Source organism: Thermodesulfobacteriota bacterium (assembly GCA_034189135.1).
GTDB lineage: Bacteria > Desulfobacterota > Desulfobacteria > Desulfobacterales > JAUWMJ01 > JAUWMJ01.
In genome coordinates this window covers 32,501-47,912 of the sequence record JAXHVO010000086.1, presented here as the reverse complement: position 1 = coordinate 47,912, position 15,412 = coordinate 32,501, and the positions used below count along the sequence as shown (strand labels likewise).

General features: G+C 42.8%; 14 protein-coding genes (1 of these 14 only partly in view). 1 reads left to right on the top strand and 13 read right to left on the bottom strand.

Annotated elements, in window-relative coordinates:
• Window positions 1-30: 30 nt before the first annotated feature.
• Window positions 31-1,413 carry an FAD-linked oxidase C-terminal domain-containing protein gene (locus tag SWH54_13065; protein ID MDY6792185.1) on the top strand — a complete coding sequence of 461 codons (1,383 nt, stop codon included), beginning with the start codon at window positions 31-33 and terminating at the stop codon, window positions 1,411-1,413.
• A 308-nt stretch (window positions 1,414-1,721) separates the two neighbouring features.
• Here the strand turns inward: SWH54_13065 and SWH54_13060 are convergent, their stop codons facing one another.
• From SWH54_13060 to nuoE, 13 genes are all read right to left on the bottom strand, one after another.
• On the bottom strand, window positions 1,722-1,919 hold the full coding sequence (locus SWH54_13060) for a hypothetical protein (GenBank protein ID MDY6792184.1): 198 nt from the start codon (window positions 1,917-1,919) through the stop codon (window positions 1,722-1,724).
• Complete coding sequence (locus SWH54_13055) at window positions 1,916-2,704, bottom strand: inositol monophosphatase family protein (protein ID MDY6792183.1); 789 nt, start codon at window positions 2,702-2,704, stop codon at window positions 1,916-1,918. Before SWH54_13055 ends, SWH54_13060 begins: the two co-directional genes overlap by 4 nt.
• Window positions 2,705-2,729: 25 nt before the next feature.
• Window positions 2,730-4,373 carry a GTPase HflX gene (gene hflX, locus SWH54_13050; protein ID MDY6792182.1) on the bottom strand — a complete coding sequence of 548 codons (1,644 nt, stop codon included), beginning with the start codon at window positions 4,371-4,373 and terminating at the stop codon, window positions 2,730-2,732.
• A gap of 475 nt (window positions 4,374-4,848) precedes the next feature.
• Complete coding sequence (gene dnaB, locus SWH54_13045) at window positions 4,849-6,234, bottom strand: replicative DNA helicase (GenBank protein ID MDY6792181.1); 1,386 nt, start codon at window positions 6,232-6,234, stop codon at window positions 4,849-4,851.
• Window positions 6,235-6,497: 263 nt separating this feature from the next.
• A complete protein-coding gene (gene rplI / locus SWH54_13040) occupies window positions 6,498-6,941 on the bottom strand; it encodes a 50S ribosomal protein L9 (GenBank protein MDY6792180.1) in 444 nt (147 codons plus the stop codon).
• 26 nt (window positions 6,942-6,967) lie between these two features.
• Entirely contained in the window at window positions 6,968-7,915 is a 948-nt protein-coding gene (locus SWH54_13035; protein MDY6792179.1) for a DUF2232 domain-containing protein, read from the bottom strand.
• A gap of 24 nt (window positions 7,916-7,939) precedes the next feature.
• Window positions 7,940-8,218 carry a 30S ribosomal protein S18 gene (gene rpsR, locus SWH54_13030; GenBank protein MDY6792178.1) on the bottom strand — a complete coding sequence of 93 codons (279 nt, stop codon included), beginning with the start codon at window positions 8,216-8,218 and terminating at the stop codon, window positions 7,940-7,942.
• A gap of 1 nt (window position 8,219) precedes the next feature.
• Window positions 8,220-8,789: a 30S ribosomal protein S6 gene (rpsF, locus tag SWH54_13025; protein MDY6792177.1), complete on the bottom strand. Its 570-nt coding sequence runs from the start codon at window positions 8,787-8,789 to the stop codon at window positions 8,220-8,222.
• A gap of 204 nt (window positions 8,790-8,993) precedes the next feature.
• On the bottom strand, window positions 8,994-10,400 hold the full coding sequence (locus SWH54_13020) for a sigma-54 dependent transcriptional regulator (GenBank protein ID MDY6792176.1): 1,407 nt from the start codon (window positions 10,398-10,400) through the stop codon (window positions 8,994-8,996).
• Window positions 10,401-10,619: 219 nt separating this feature from the next.
• Window positions 10,620-12,158: an ATP-binding protein gene (locus SWH54_13015; GenBank protein ID MDY6792175.1), complete on the bottom strand. Its 1,539-nt coding sequence runs from the start codon at window positions 12,156-12,158 to the stop codon at window positions 10,620-10,622.
• A 138-nt stretch (window positions 12,159-12,296) separates the two neighbouring features.
• Window positions 12,297-12,941: a 2Fe-2S iron-sulfur cluster-binding protein gene (locus tag SWH54_13010; GenBank protein MDY6792174.1), complete on the bottom strand. Its 645-nt coding sequence runs from the start codon at window positions 12,939-12,941 to the stop codon at window positions 12,297-12,299.
• A 118-nt stretch (window positions 12,942-13,059) separates the two neighbouring features.
• On the bottom strand, window positions 13,060-15,009 hold the full coding sequence (locus tag SWH54_13005; protein MDY6792173.1) for an NADH-ubiquinone oxidoreductase-F iron-sulfur binding region domain-containing protein: 1,950 nt from the start codon (window positions 15,007-15,009) through the stop codon (window positions 13,060-13,062).
• Window positions 15,006-15,412, bottom strand: the 3' portion of a protein-coding gene (gene nuoE, locus SWH54_13000) for an NADH-quinone oxidoreductase subunit NuoE (GenBank protein MDY6792172.1). Its footprint extends 115 nt past the window's final position; 407 of the gene's 522 nt are visible here — the last part of the coding sequence; its start codon lies off the right edge, out of view; it ends in the stop codon at window positions 15,006-15,008. Before nuoE ends, SWH54_13005 begins: the two co-directional genes overlap by 4 nt.

The window sequence follows — 15,412 nt, the reverse complement described above, 5'->3', positions numbered from 1 at the left end:
CCACTCCCCCTTTCCAGGTTAAAGCCATAAATGACAATATCCATTCATACCTTTAAAGATTTGAGAGATATAGTTGGCAAGGCATATTGCAGCAATGCCAAAGAAGATCTTGTCTGCTATGGCTATGATGCCACCGCCATAAACTTCCTGCCGGACGCAATTGTTTTCCCCCAAAAAGCAAGTCAAGTGGCATCCATATTGCGCCTGGCCAATAGAAATCATTTTAATGTCATTCCCCGTGGATCCGGATCTGGAATGAGCGGAGGATCCCTTCCCATCAACGGCGGAGTTGTCATTATCATGACCCGTTTTAACCGTATCCATAAAATAGATACCGATAATCTTGTTGCCCACGTCGAACCGGGAGTGATAACCGGTCATTTCCATCGGGTGGTTGAAAAAGAGGGTTTGTTTTATCCTCCCGATCCTGCAAGTTCTGCATTTTGTACCCTGGGTGGAAACATGGCTGAGTGCGCCGGGGGACCCCGCGCTGTAAAATACGGGGTCACACGGGATTATGTGCTAGGACTTGAAGTGGTGCTTCCAACAGGAGAAATAATAAAAACCGGAGTCAAAACCGCCAAGGGGGTGGTGGGGTATGATTTAACAAGACTTTTCATCGGTTCCGAAGGCACCCTTGGAATCATTACCCGCATGACACTAAAGCTTTTGCCCCTGCCAAAGGAAATAAGAACCATGACCGCTGTTTTTGAGGTAATCGATCAAGCGGCGGAAACGGTTTCAGAAATAATAAGACGCTCAATCATACCGCGAACCATTGAGTTTATAGACAATGCATCGATACAATGCGCTGAGGACCATCTTAACATAGGTTTACCGGTTGAGGCCCAGGCAATGCTGCTGATTGATGTGGATGGTACTGCAGAAGAGGCGGACAGAGCAGTTACCGATTTAAAAAAGTTGTGTATCTCCCAGGGGGCAACAAGGGTTAAAGTGGCAGAAAACAAAGAAGAGGCTGCAAATCTATGGAAAGCACGTAAAGCGATCTCACCTGCGCTGTTCAAGTATGCCCCTGATAAAATCAATGAAGACATTGTTGTTCCACGAAGCAAAATCCCTCAAATGGTCAAAAAGATAGACGCATTACGGACAAAAACCGGGCTTATAATGGCAAGTTTCGGTCATGCAGGTGACGGAAATATCCATTTTAATATTATGCTTGATAAAAAAGATAAAGACCAGCTTAAAAAGGCTGAAGATGCTGTTGATGAGCTGTTCGACTACACCCTTAAACTGGGTGGAACCATTTCCGGTGAACATGGTATAGGGATTACCAAGGCGCCCTATTTGGAAAAAGAAATCGGTTCCGTAGAGCTTGCCCTCATGAAAAGAATCAAACAGGTTTTTGACCCAAAAGGAATATTAAATCCGGGTAAGATTTTTCAAGGCTGATCCCACCTCACTGTTCTATATTTTACCCCCCTTTCTGCTCCTTATAGTAATTGCCATAAATATGTTCCGTTTTAAATGAGGAAACTGTCTGAGTGTATTAGAGATCGTTAAGAAAGAGCTAAAATAGAATAAGCTCATTTTATGGCAATCGTTCTGATAACAAAACAAATTATAATATAGCTAGTCTGTTCTTTCTTTACGATCTCTTATATACGAGTTTTTCATCGTTTAAAACGGAATATATTAATGGCAAACAGTATAAGTGATTGTTTTATATCATTGCGGTAAAAGGAGTTATATGAGACATTTCACTGAATTTTCAGAAAAATTTCATCGGATGATACCAGGTCTTCAAGAAACTCCATGAGGTTATTTTGATTGCTATCTATGGCGCACTTTATATTCAAAGCACAAAACTTCTTGCAGATTGGGTCGTTGCTGTTGAATTCGCCATAACATCCCAGATGCTCATCAAGTAAATTTCTGCCTTTTGACTTGTTTTTCATATTTTATCTTTCAACTCCAGTAATGAAAGCATGGCATTATGTATGCGGCCGTTGGTGGCAAGAATTTCCTTTTGGTAGATATCAAAGGGCCTGTTTGAAAAATCGGTGACAACCGCTCCGGCTTCCTGGGCAATTAATGTGCCTGCTGCAGTATCCCATGGATTTAAATTCTGCTCCCAAAATCCTTCAAACCTTCCACAAGCAACAAAACAAAGGTCCAGAGCTGCAGAACCAAGGCGTCTGACCCCCTGTGATGCTTTTAGGCAAACGGTAAAGCGGGTCATAAGGGCTTTGAGAATTTTCTGGTGATTATAAGGAAAACCGGTGACCAGCAAACTTTCAGAGATCTGATCAACAGCCGAAACTTTTACGGGCCTACCGTTCAATGTCGCACCGTTATCCTTTATGGCGGTATAAAGCTCTCCCGACACAGGATTTAAAACCACACCGACAACGATTTTACCTTTTAAAGCAAAAGCGATTGAAATTGAAAAAAGATCCAGCTTATGGGTAAAATTTGTTGTTCCGTCAAGAGGATCAATGATCCATTGGTTTTCAGAATTTCCCTTATTAAGACCGCTCTCTTCCGCCAGTATGGAATGTCCGGGAAATTTGGTTCGGATTGTCTTGATGATTGCTTTTTCTGAACCGGTGTCGGCTTCAGTGACCAGGTCAATGGCGCCTTTTTTATTAATCTTTAACAGCCGGCCATAAAAGGGCATGATTGCCCGGGCACCTTTATATGCAGCGGCAACGGCCACTCTTTTTACTGTTTCAAAGTTCATAAGGATGAGCTTTTTATATATATTTTCAAAAGGATGTCAACCTATTTATTTGCTCTATCTTTTTTTCCATTTTTTCAATCAAAGGCATGAGTGTTTTTTTGGATTTGGCTGAAATAGCTGTTCCTCCAATTATTTTTATCAAGTGGTGAACGGTTTCTTTGTCAACCAGATCCTTCTTGTTAAGCACACGAATAGAAGGTATGTGGTTTAGATTTAAATCACCTAGGATTTTCTCTACAGATTCGATCTGCTCCTTAAATCTGGGATTGCTGATATCAATGATATGAAGCAAAAGATCAGCACCTTCGAGTTCTTCTAAAGTTGCACGAAAGGCAACTTTAAGGTCTTCGGGGAGGTCTTTTATAAAACCGACCGTATCGGTGATAATGACTTCAATATCTTGGGGAAATCTGAGGCGTTTGCTTGATGGATCGAGTGTGGCAAACAATCGTTTTTCGGCCAACACACTGCTTTGGGTAAGGGTGTTCAAAAGCGTAGATTTTCCTGCATTTGTATAACCGATGATTGAAATAACGGGAAGTTCTTTTTTCTTTCTCTTTGCTTTTTGCTGTTTCCGCTGTTTTATTACCAGAGATAGCGCTTTTTCAAGTCGTGCAATTCTGTTGCGAACAAGGCGACGGTTTATTTCGAGCTTGGTTTCTCCTGGCCCACGCCCTCCGATGCCACCGGTTAATCTCGACATGGCCGTATTTTTTGCAATCAAACGGGGAAGTAGATATTTCAATTGGGCCAACTCAACCTGAAGTTTACCTTCTCTTGTTTGGGCGCGCTGGGCAAAAATATCGAGAATCAACTGGGTTCGGTCAATCACCTTTAAATCTGTCCGGTCTGTAATGGAACGTATTTGAGAAGGGTTTAATTCCTGGTCGAAAATAATAAGAGTGGCCCCCTTTGTAAGGGCAAGCAGTGTGAGTTCTTCCAGTTTTCCTGTGCCCATAAGGAATTTAGAATTAACTTTTTTTCGTTGCTGCAGGATGGTTTCCGTCACGTCAATACCGCATGATACAGCAAGCTCGGTAAGCTCAGCCATAGAATCTCTCGCTGATGCCGGAGATTGAGTTGTTACGCTGACCAGAAGGGCCCTTTCCTTTCCCGTGTCTGATTTATGTAGGGAAATGACATGAGATAGTTCGGCTTCAAGTGCCTTGATTAAATCCAGGCACCCGATGTCAAGCTGACCGGGATTTAAAGCATCCAGTATCTGAAAAGGCATATCGGATGTAGAATTCGGCATGATATGACTGATATGCACCAGTTGGGGGTTGCCCTCTTCTCCAACGCTAATTGCCCCCATGATATCAAGTCTTAAAAGGACAAGGTCGGTAAGGTCATCCCTTGTCAGGACTTCATTGCCAAGATGGGTATGTATACAGCGAAGCCCGTTAAGACGACCGGGTGCGGCGCGATATTGAGTGATTTGAGGAATAACAATTCCTTTATAATCACCGACAATGACACAGGCAATTTTTCCCCTGCGATTGATAAGAAGACCGATCTGACGACGTATTTCATGGGAAAGTCTGCTGATATCACGCGCGAGTTCAAAGGTGATAATAAATTCAGGCGGGATACGTCGACGGTAAAATTTTTCTAGCCTGCGGATCTGGTTTGTCTTTAACCCGTTTGTGTTTCCATAAATTTTTTTCATCCGGTATTGAATTGACGGTCTAACAAAAAACCTCCCGCATCAAAACGGGAGGTGGTGCCATATTTCGCAAGCATTCAACGTATGTTGCGCATTTCATATGATGACTAAATTTGAAGGACTTGTTTTCCCGCTGATAGTTGCGGACAGGTATACCCACTTTTTTATCGTTTAAAACGGAATATATTTTTGAGAAACTATATAATATCTTACACGTCCCCTATCTTCTCAGTTACACCCATACGGGCAAAGACGATCAACGCCGCCGTTGAATTCTGCCCCTTGGGGCTGGTTCAAATCTAATCTCCTCGAGATCGCTGCCGTACGTTCATTTCCAGATAAGATGGTAACGTCTGATACCGGGCAAACAGGCGATTCTCCGTGTAAACCTTTGGTTTTATGCTTCGTTGTCCCCAGCCGGGCAGGAAAATTTATGAAAAACAGTATGGTAGAAGAGAATGAACTTTTTAGACGTCCATCAGAATTCACTGTTTCCATTTATATTTTTTTTTGCCGGATTTTCAAAGCGGGTATATGTATCCAGAAATATCAAAGGCACCGTTCCCACAGGTCCATTTCTCTGCTTAGCAATGATTAACTCCGCTTTTCCCTTGTTAGGATTATTTTCATCTTTATTATAGACTTCATCCCTGTAAATAAAAGCAACCACATCCGCATCCTGCTCAAGGGCGCCAGATTCCCTAAGGTCCGAAAGCTGAGGCCGTTTATCACTTCTTTGTTCCAGCATCCTGTTTAGCTGAGAGAGAGCGACCACCGGCAGATCGAGTTCTTTGGCAAGGGCTTTTAGAGATCGTGATATATCTGAAATTTCGAGATCTCTGCGTTCCGCTGTACTTCTGGTTCTCATTAGCTGGAGATAGTCGATAATAACCAGTCCTATTTTCTTATCCATTTTTAACCTGCGAGCTTTGGCTCTTATTTCCATGGCAGAAATATCAGGTGAATCATCAATATAAATAGGGGCAGTGGATAGGTTTCCCGCAGCTTCAGTAATCTTATTCCAGTCATCCTGGCTGATGAAACCGCTTCTCAAGCGGGAGGAATTGAGCCTTGCCTCGCTGCTCAGCATTCGCATAGACAACTGTTCTTTTGACATTTCCAGAGAAAACAGCGCTACCGGAATGTTCTCATTAATTGCCACATTTCTTGCTATATTAAGCGCCAGGGCTGTTTTTCCCATGCTCGGGCGAGCGGCTAAGATAATGAGATCAGATTTCTGGAGCCCGGATGTCATTTGGTCAAGGAGGACAAAATCTGTAGGAACACCGGTTACCAGTGCTTTATTGCCCTGCCGTTCTTCAAGTGTATCAATATTGACTTCAATTAATTTGTTAATGGAATAAAAGGACTGATAGGTTTTGTTTTGTGAAATCTCAAAAATTGAGCTTTCGGCAAAATCAATCACTTCATCAACGTTTCCCCGGTCTTCAAAACATCGACTGGAAATGATATTCGCTTTTTCGATAAGACGTCTTAAAGATGCTTTGTCATGAACAATCCTTGCATAGTGTTGTGCATTTACGGCAAGGGGGACCACATCAACAAGACGTGCCAGGTACGTGGCTCCTCCGACCTTTTCAAGCCGACCTTGCTCCTTGAGTATGTTGGAAAGGGTTACAAGATCAACGGGTTCATTTCTTGCAAACAGATCAGTTATGGCTGAAAAGATTATTTTATGGGCGGTCTTGTAAAAATCCTCGGATGTAAGAATATCAAAAACATCAAGCAACGTGTTGTTATCAAGAAGCATTGCGCTTAAAATTGATTCTTCCGCCTCAATACTATGGGGCGGAAGGTTATAAAGAGAAGGATCTTTTTGATTTTGAGGCTGTCTTTGGGGCATAAGATGGGCTTTGAGTATTTAACTAGGCTAAGCGTTCACCGAACGCTGAAATTAGAAAATAAAAATCGAACATTTGGCCTTCATATTTTTACCACGGATCTACCCGGAAATTTCTCCGATATTAAAATACAAATTCAGTGTCTCTCCACGAATCTGAGTGGTCATTCTGGTTAATTAAAAGTTTCAAACAGCAAACAGCTGCGAAATAGTTTTATCCAATTCACCGAACCACGTCCTCCGGACCGGATCAGAGATCTTGGATTTTATTCGGGTACGATTTCAACGGTAATTTCCGGTTCAACTTCCTTGTAAACACGGATAGGAACTTTAAATGTACCGATCGTTTTAATGGGTTCTTTAAGTAACACCATTCTTTTTTCAATGGAAATATCCTGTTTCTGAAGGACATCTATAATGTTACGTACGGTTACAGAGCCGTAAAGACGTTCCTCTTCACTGACCTTTGCCGTTATGGTGCAGGTTACGCCTTCGAGCTTTTCAGCCATCTCTTCAGCAATTTTGCGCTCTTTGGCAATTTGCAGGTCGAATTTGACCTTATCCTGCTCAAGCTTTTTTCGGTTCTGGGGTGTGGCCGGCACTGCTTTGTTTTGCGGGAAGAGATAGTTACGTGCATACCCTTTGGCCACTGTGGCCTCACTGCCGATAACACCGAGGGAGTTGATTGTTTCTTTCAAGATTATTTTCATTATAACCTCCGCGAATTTTTATACGATTAACTTTTTTTTTCCACTTTTCTGAAATTAAACCATATATCAAAAAAACCAAGCATCACCACAATAAGAAGGATTATTTGCTGTATGGCAATCAGGCTGTAAAGAAAAAACTTTATCAGCCGTGGAAACTGTCTTTTTTCAAAATAAAAGGATACAATTGCCATACCTTGAAAAAAGTAAATTGCCATCAGGATTAAAATTCCATTTATTCCCATCAGCCTGATGCCTTGATCCGGTATCAGGATCACAATACCGCAAGCGATAGCCACCCAGACAAGATATTCAGGTGCTTTCCACAATTTAAGCCGCCCAAAGTCCGGATAAAAAAGATTTTTTGTTTTAAACATCGGTTTTGCAATCATCAAACTGGTCCAGATAATAAAAAGAATTAAAGCGATTGCAAGAGCCGGGATAATGCGAATCAAAACATACTGAAAACTTTCCATGGAGCTGGAAATCAGATGGATATTTTCTTCCGGCATACCCATGCTGCGGTAAAACTCAAGTGTGAGTTCCAGATTCTTCACAATATAGGCAGATACAAGAGATTCGACCTGTATGCCGGTTATATTGCTATAAAAAAGAACCACCAATACCGAGGAAGAAAGCACCACAATGCATACATAAATAAACGTTTTTTCAATCGAAAGTTTTAACTCAATCAGCTCACTTAACACAAAACCAATGATCAGCAGTTCCATAAAGAAGAATACATCTAAAGAGAATCTTCCCAGTATGATAATCAGGGCAATGATGGTAAAACACGGGACAACTAAACCGATTTTTCTTCCTAATTTTGAGCGATAGAAAAGTGTGGGCAAGGGAACCAGGAACGTGCAAAAAAAACCCAAAACAGGCGATTTAATCGATACTGCGAATAAAATACTGGTGATTGCAATACCAATTGCAATGTCCTTTAATACTTCTTGCCGGACGGCTTGAGACACCACCCTTTTCTCCCTTGAAGATTTTCACCTATTATCCATCGTACCCACATATGGCAACAGTGCAATGGTTCGAGCTCTCTTGATCATATGGGTCAAGGCACGTTGGTGTTTGGCACAGGTTCCTGAAATCCGCCTCGGGAGGATCTTACCACGTTCGGTTATAAAATATTTAAGTGATTTCGGATCCTTGTAATCTATCACCAGACTGCTGTCTGCACAGAATCGACAAACTTTACGACGATGAAATACTCGTTTTTTTCTTCCGGTATCATTTTGTTTTCGTGGATGGAAAGCTGCAGCCATTTTATTGCTCCTCTTTATTGATTTCGGTTTCTGTTGTTTCGGTTTTGCTCTCTTCAGCTTCTACTTTTTCTGTTCCAGCAGAGTCCAAATTGCTATTGTCGGTATCAGACTCATCGTTTTCTCCAGCGACCTCATCGGCAACCTCTGCTTCTTTTTCGGCTTCCTCAGCTTTCTTCCTGGCTGCTTCATCAGCTTCAGCTTTCGATTTAGCCTCAGCCTTCGATTTAGCCTCAGCTTCAGATTTGGCTATGGCCATTTCTTCCTTGATACTTTCAACGTCAGCATTTTTATCAAGCAGAACCGTCATAAATTTAAGAACCTTATCATCAATCCGGAAAAGCCTTTCCATTTCGTCTACAAGGGATCCCATACCGCAGTAGTCGATACGGGCATAGTAGCCTCGGGCCTTTTTCTTGATTTCATAGGCAAGTCTCCTATTCCCCCATTCGTCCAGCATTACCAGAAACCCGCCCTCTTTGGGGATAAGATCTGTTGTTCTTTTTAAAACACCCGTCCGTTCTTCATCAGAAAGATCGGGATCAATAATAGCGATGGTTTCGTATCTTCTCATAAAGCCTCCTTTTGGATATAAAAGCCCTGATCGAAATAAATCAAAGCAAGGAAAAATAAAAATGTAGCATAGAAATTAAAATTTTTTTTAGTATCACCTTTAAAGACGGCCTGTCAAGATATAAAATCATTCATCAGCCATTCTCAACGATTCAATATATTCTATGAAAATGGAAAAATGAAATGGCCAGCAGAACAGGAAAAATTACATCATAATATCATAAGACTTAATCTTACTGAGCAAAGATGGATGGCTGATTTCAAGTAGGCGGGCGGCCCGGGTGCGGTTGTTCCCGGTCTCCTTCAGCGCTTTAATAATCAGTTTTTTTTCTAAAATTTTTTGGGCTGCCTTTATGGAAAACCCTTCAAACATGCCGCTTGCCTCATCTGCTTCTGCGGCCATGCCGATTCCCGGCGGAAAATTTTCCGGCAGCAGAATATCATCCTCTGCAAGTACCACTGCTCTCTCGATGACGTTTTCCAGTTCCCGTACATTCCCCGGCCAGGAATGGGAGACCAGAAGAGACATGGCAGCAGGAGCGATGCTTTTTATCTCCTTGCCCAGTCTTTTGTTAAATTTATCAATAAAAAATTGACACAAAAGGGGCACGTCCCCTTCCCTTTCCTTGAGAGGAGGAAGTTTTATCGGCAGCACATTCAGCCGGTAAAACAAATCTTCACGGAATTTTCCCTTTTTGGTTTCATCTTCCAGGTTTTTTGCGGTGGCAGCAATCACCCGTACGTTAATTTTTTGTGTTTTGGAGCTGCCCACCGGCCTTATTTCATTTTCCTGTAAAACTCGCAGAAGTTTTACCTGCAAAGAAAGCGGTAACTCCCCAATTTCATCCAGAAAAATGGTTCCGCCCTCTGCCTCGACAAAAAGCCCTTTCTTATCCCTGTCCGCACCGGTAAAAGCTCCCTTTAGATATCCAAACAGCTCGCTTTCCAGTAAGTTTTCAGGAATACCACCGCAGTTCACCGGAACCAAAGGCATGGATGATCTGACCCCGCTGTAGTGAACACCCTTGGCAATTAATTCTTTTCCCGTACCGCTTTCACCGGAAATTAGCACGGTGGTATTGTATTGGGCCACTTTTTCCGCCAGTTGGAAAACAGACTGCATAGCCTTGCTGTGACCAATTATATTCCCGAAAGTATTTTCATTGCCAATCTCACGGATTCTCTCCTTCAGCCACTGGTTCTCTTTTTTTAAACTTTCTCTTTCTTCGGCTTTTTTTAGCGTCATATAGACTTCATCACTTTTAAATGGTTTTGATATATAGTCATATGCACCGAGCTTCATCGCTTCAATCGCCGTATCGATAGAACCATAAGCCGACATCATGATCACAGTAGTGGCTTCGATTTTTTCTCTTGCGGAGTCTAAAAATTCCATGCCTCCCATATTGGGCATCTTAAGATCGCAAAGAATAAAATCGTATTGAGTCTGCTCCACCATTTTAATCCCTTTGGACCCATCCGATGCCGTATCCACAATATAGCCGGACCTTTTAAGCATCGCCGACAACATATGTCGCATATTCTCTTCATCATCAATAACCAAAAGGCGCTTTGGCTGAGACGATCTTTCCTTTGACATTAAATTTTTCATATTATTATCCGAGTATGTATGCCCTGAATCCTGTATGAAATTGATAAGGAACTTTTTCTATTTTTTCTACTCTCTCCCACCAAATTAAAAGACAGTACAATCTGCGTTCTGCATGCATCCACAACCGGTGCAGAGGTACGCCACCAGGGTAAGCAGCTATAATCTGTGATGCAGGTTGCCCTGATCACGTGCAGACACAGTGCCTGCGAACATTTCCTATTATTTTTCCACATGCAGCGGCAGCAATACCGTAATGGTGGTTCCTTCACCTTCTATGCTTGTTGCTTCAATTTTTCCACCAAAATTTTCAATGATCATGAAACTGACGGAAAGACCGAGACCGGTACCCTTCCCCGGTTCTTTGGTGGTATAAAAGGGGTCAAAAATATTTTCCAGATTCTCTGGGGAAATCCCCGGACCGTTATCCATATATATTAGTTGCAGCATAGGATTACCATCCGAATCCGACCCCGGGATAACCGCGCTTTTGATCACCAGCTTCCCGGTTATCTTCTTGGTACTGAAAGAAATCGCATCTGCTGCATTCAGGATTAAATTCAAAAAAACCTGTCTCAGTTGATTGGGATCGGCAAAAACAGTATCCATTTGCGCTTCAAGTTCAAGCTCCAACTTTATGTTGGCCATCATGGGCTGGGGTTCAATGACGTTTGAAATATCATTGATAACCTCATGCACCGAAACCACCTTTGAACCTGCATCGGAGGGCCTTGAAAGATCAAGGAGTTGACGGATAATCGTATTTATCCGGTTTACCTCATTTTCGGTGCGGATAATATATTCGGTCCGTTCATTGTCCGTGATATCTTTTTGTTTAAGCAGTTCAAGGTAACCGATAATAATACCGATGGGATTACCTATTTCGTGAGCAATTCCTGAAGATAAACGCCCAACCGAAGCCAGCTTTTCAGCTCGTATTATTTTCTGTTGGGCCTGCTTTAAATCAAAATTTGCCTTTTCCAGGGATATCACCATTGCCCGCAATTTTTCCCTGTCGGCTGAAATGCGTTCCAACATGCGGTTCAAGGCTTTGGACAGTTGGTTAAGCTCATTGTCTTCTTTCCGTACGGCAAAAAATATCTCGTCATCTTCTCTATACTCATCAGCTCTCTTTACCAGCCTGTACATGGGTTCCAGATATACCTTAGACAGCCGGTAAAGACCGATAAATGTCAGTATAGCGGTATTTACGAAAATATAAATAAACAATATTTTTTGACTGCGTCTTAAAGTCTCATAAATCCTGTCAAGGGGCAAAGCAATGCTTATGGCACCGATGATGCGCCCGTTATGCTTTACAGGAGATGAAAGGACCACATCTTTGTTTTGCATCCAGAAAACTCCCCACACCGTTCCAAAAAAACGGGTGGTTTTCTCTCCGGTGACAACCGCCTGATGGGTAAGCTCAATGAGCTCATCTTTCAGGTTGCAACCGCTTACGCCAAAATAGACCTGCTTTTTATGACCATCCATTATTAAAGCACAGGTAAAACCGGCCTCATCCATCATGCGGTCAAAACGATTCTTTAAATTGAAATGATGGGTCGGATTATTTTGTGCTGAAAAATTGACAAGGCTTTGTTTGAATGAAGATATAAGAAGATTTCCCCGGGAGATTTCAAAGCGGATCATATCTCTTTGAGCGGTTATTATCGTTACAAATTCGATCAGCAGCATCCCCACCAATAAGATAACCGCAATATTTATTGCTATGTTAGGCTTCAATCCGCGAAGAGGCATAATAAACCTGCTTAGGAGCATTCCATTTGATGTGACGGTACAAGCAATTTTGTACTTTGCCTCCAGACCTGATGGAATGCGCCTTAATTCACCTGGTGACGATCCTTGGGGCGAAAACATGGCACCAGTTGGCAAATATTATACCGTGTGTCCTTTTGCCGTAATGGCACCCACCGGACAAATACCTATACAGCTATTACAGGCGCCGCAGGGGATTTCTGATAAATCACCCGGGGCATAAAAACTGACCCGGGTATCAAACCCTCTTTTAGCAAAAGTGATGAAGGCTTTTTCATTCTGCTTTTGGCAGACATAAATACACTTTCCGCATAACACACATCTATTGGGAAAAAAATTAAGATAAGGATGGCCTTCGTCGATAGCAGTGCTGCCAAGGATCTTTTCTAAAGTCTTCTGTTTTAAGCCGACCTTTAAAAATTTAGCGATTTGCTGCAACCCGCATTTTTTATTCGCCGGACAATTGCGACAATCTACATGGTGTGTGGACAGCAGAAGCCGAAAGGCGGATCGTTGCAATCTGCGCACAGCCGGTGTGTCTGTTCTGACCCTCATGTGATCGGCCACCTTAACCGTACATGAAGCCACCGGTTTTTGCTCGCCTTGGATTTCAACAAAACACATCCGGCATGATGCAACACCGTTGTCCATATCCGTCATATAACACAGGTTGGGGATGAAAATGTCGTTATCCAAGCAGGCTTTAAGCAGAATTGTCCCTTCCTTTGCTTCAATCTCTTTATCATCCACCCGCAGCTTTACCATGGTTTTGTCTCTTAGGTTCTAAACTTTATTTTTATGATAAGTAGTTACGATTAAAAGCTTAAAACTAATGTATCCTTTGGCTTATAAAAAAAACATGCCCAAATGAGCATTTATATTATCATTTGCCCTCTTCAGCAGACTCTTTCGGTCTTTCAATAACAGGTGCAAGCTCAGGAGGAGAAACTTTCATCACCGCATCATATTCCGGAGGACACGCCACCATGCACTCACCACATTTTACGCATAAAACCTGGTCAATCCCTTTTTTTCTATTGCTGGTGGTAAATACAGCTTCAACCGGACAACATCCAACACATGCATCACAACCACGGGCACATTTTTCCAGGTCAATATAATATGCGGTGAGTTTCCGGCAGGTCATACCCGGACAACGTTTTTGGTTTACATGCGCTTCATATTCATCCAGAAAGTATCTCAAGGATGTCAGTACAGGATTTGGCGCTGTTTTGCCCAATCCACACAGAGAGCCTGCTTTTATATCTTCACTCAGGCTTTGCAGTATAGCCAAATCATCCGGATGACCTTCGCCGATGGTAATTCGGTCTAATATGTTAAGCAAATGCTTGGTCCCAATTCGGCAAAAAGTGCATTTCCCGCAAGATTCTTTTTGGGTAAAATCAAGAAAGTATCTGGCAACATCCACCATACAGTTATCTTCATCCATTACCACCATGCCGCCCGAACCCATCATTGCACCGGCTTCTGTAAGGGAGTCAAAATCAATGGGGGTATCTAGGAAATCATCTGAGAGACATCCACCGGAGGGTCCTCCGATTTGAACAGCTTTAAAATTCTTTTTATTTGGAATTCCGCCGCAAATATCAAAAATAAGCGTTCTCAGCGATACACCCATGGGAATTTCAACCAAGCCGGGATGAGTCACATTTCCCACAATGGAAAAAATTGCGGTTCCGGGGCTCTTTTCGGTGCCAATTTTTCGATACCAGGCGGCCCCTTTTTTTGTAATTGGCGGAATGGATGCCAGGGTTTTAACATTATTGATAACTGTTGGCTTACCCCATAATCCTTTATGCACCGGATAAGGCGGACGGTGTTGCGGCATACCGCGGTACCCTTCAATGGATTGGATCAAAGCCGTTTCCTCGCCACACACAAAGGCTCCAGACCCTTGGAACACTTCAATGTCCAGATTAAATGAAGTCCCTAAAATGCCTTTGCCAAGCAGCCCCAGCTCTTTCGCCTGCTTTATCGCCCGGGTAATGATTTTTACCGCCAGGGGATACTCTGACCTTACATAGACCAGAGCTTTTTCAGCTCCCACGGCATATGCACAGATAGCCATACCTTCCAGTACTTGATGGGGATTGCTCTCTAAAATGGTTCGGTCCATGTAGGCACCCGGATCCCCCTCATCTGCATTGCAAATAACTATTTTTTCCTTTACTTCGGCATTCCTGGCAAAATCCCATTTTTGGCCGGTGGGAAACCCTGCACCACCCCGACCCCGCAAACCCGATTTTTGTATTTCAGTGATAATTTCAACGGGATCCTTTTCCAAGGCCTTCTCCAGTGCCGCATATCCATCTTCGGCAATGTAATCATAGATATCTTCAGGGTCAATATGCCCGCACTTTTCCATAACCACTCGTTTTTCCTGGTTAAACCGAGCAAATTCCATGACCGAAGGAATCATCTCATTCTCCTGGGTCGCTCCGAGGATATGCTCCAGTCTCGGATCTCCCTCAGTTAAAAAGAACTTTACCAGCATTTTGGCTTTACCGGGGTTGACCTCAGGATAAAAAATGGGGGGAAATCCTGATTCCTTGTAGTCGATCACCACAACGGGCTCTGCGTAACAATGGCCGATGCAGCCTACCGTATGAATCCGGGCTTTAATATTTTGCTCGTCAAGCGCTTCTTCGAAGGCCTTTTTAGTATCCAAAGCACCGGAAGCGATGCCGCAGGTTGCCATACAAATGTGAATTTTGGGGACCGGATCTTCATCGAATTCCTTCCTTCTTCTTTGCGCTTCTTCACGAATTGCACCAAACGACTGATGCAACTTCTCATAGCTACCTGGATTCATTCTTTTTGTTTTTCTCTTTCTTTTTTTTCTTTTTCGACCTGAATTCGAAGGATAAGTCCTTCCACTTTACTTGGCGCCATGTTTCCATGAACGGTCTCGCCCACAAGGGCAACAGGCGCTATGGCACAACACCCCACACATGCCACCCTTTCGATACTGAATTCTCTGTCAGCCGTGGTTTCGCCTTCATTAATTTCAAGCTTTCGTTCAAAATTTTCTAAAATGATATCTCCACCCTTAACATGGCAGGCGGTTCCCAGACAAACCTTGATTGGATTTTTGCCCGGTGGATTAAAGCGGAATTGGTTATAAAAGGTGGCCACTCCATAGACATCTGATTGAGAAAGATTTAGGTAATCCGCCACTATTGCAATGGCTTCCGGTGGAAGGTATCCAAGAGTAT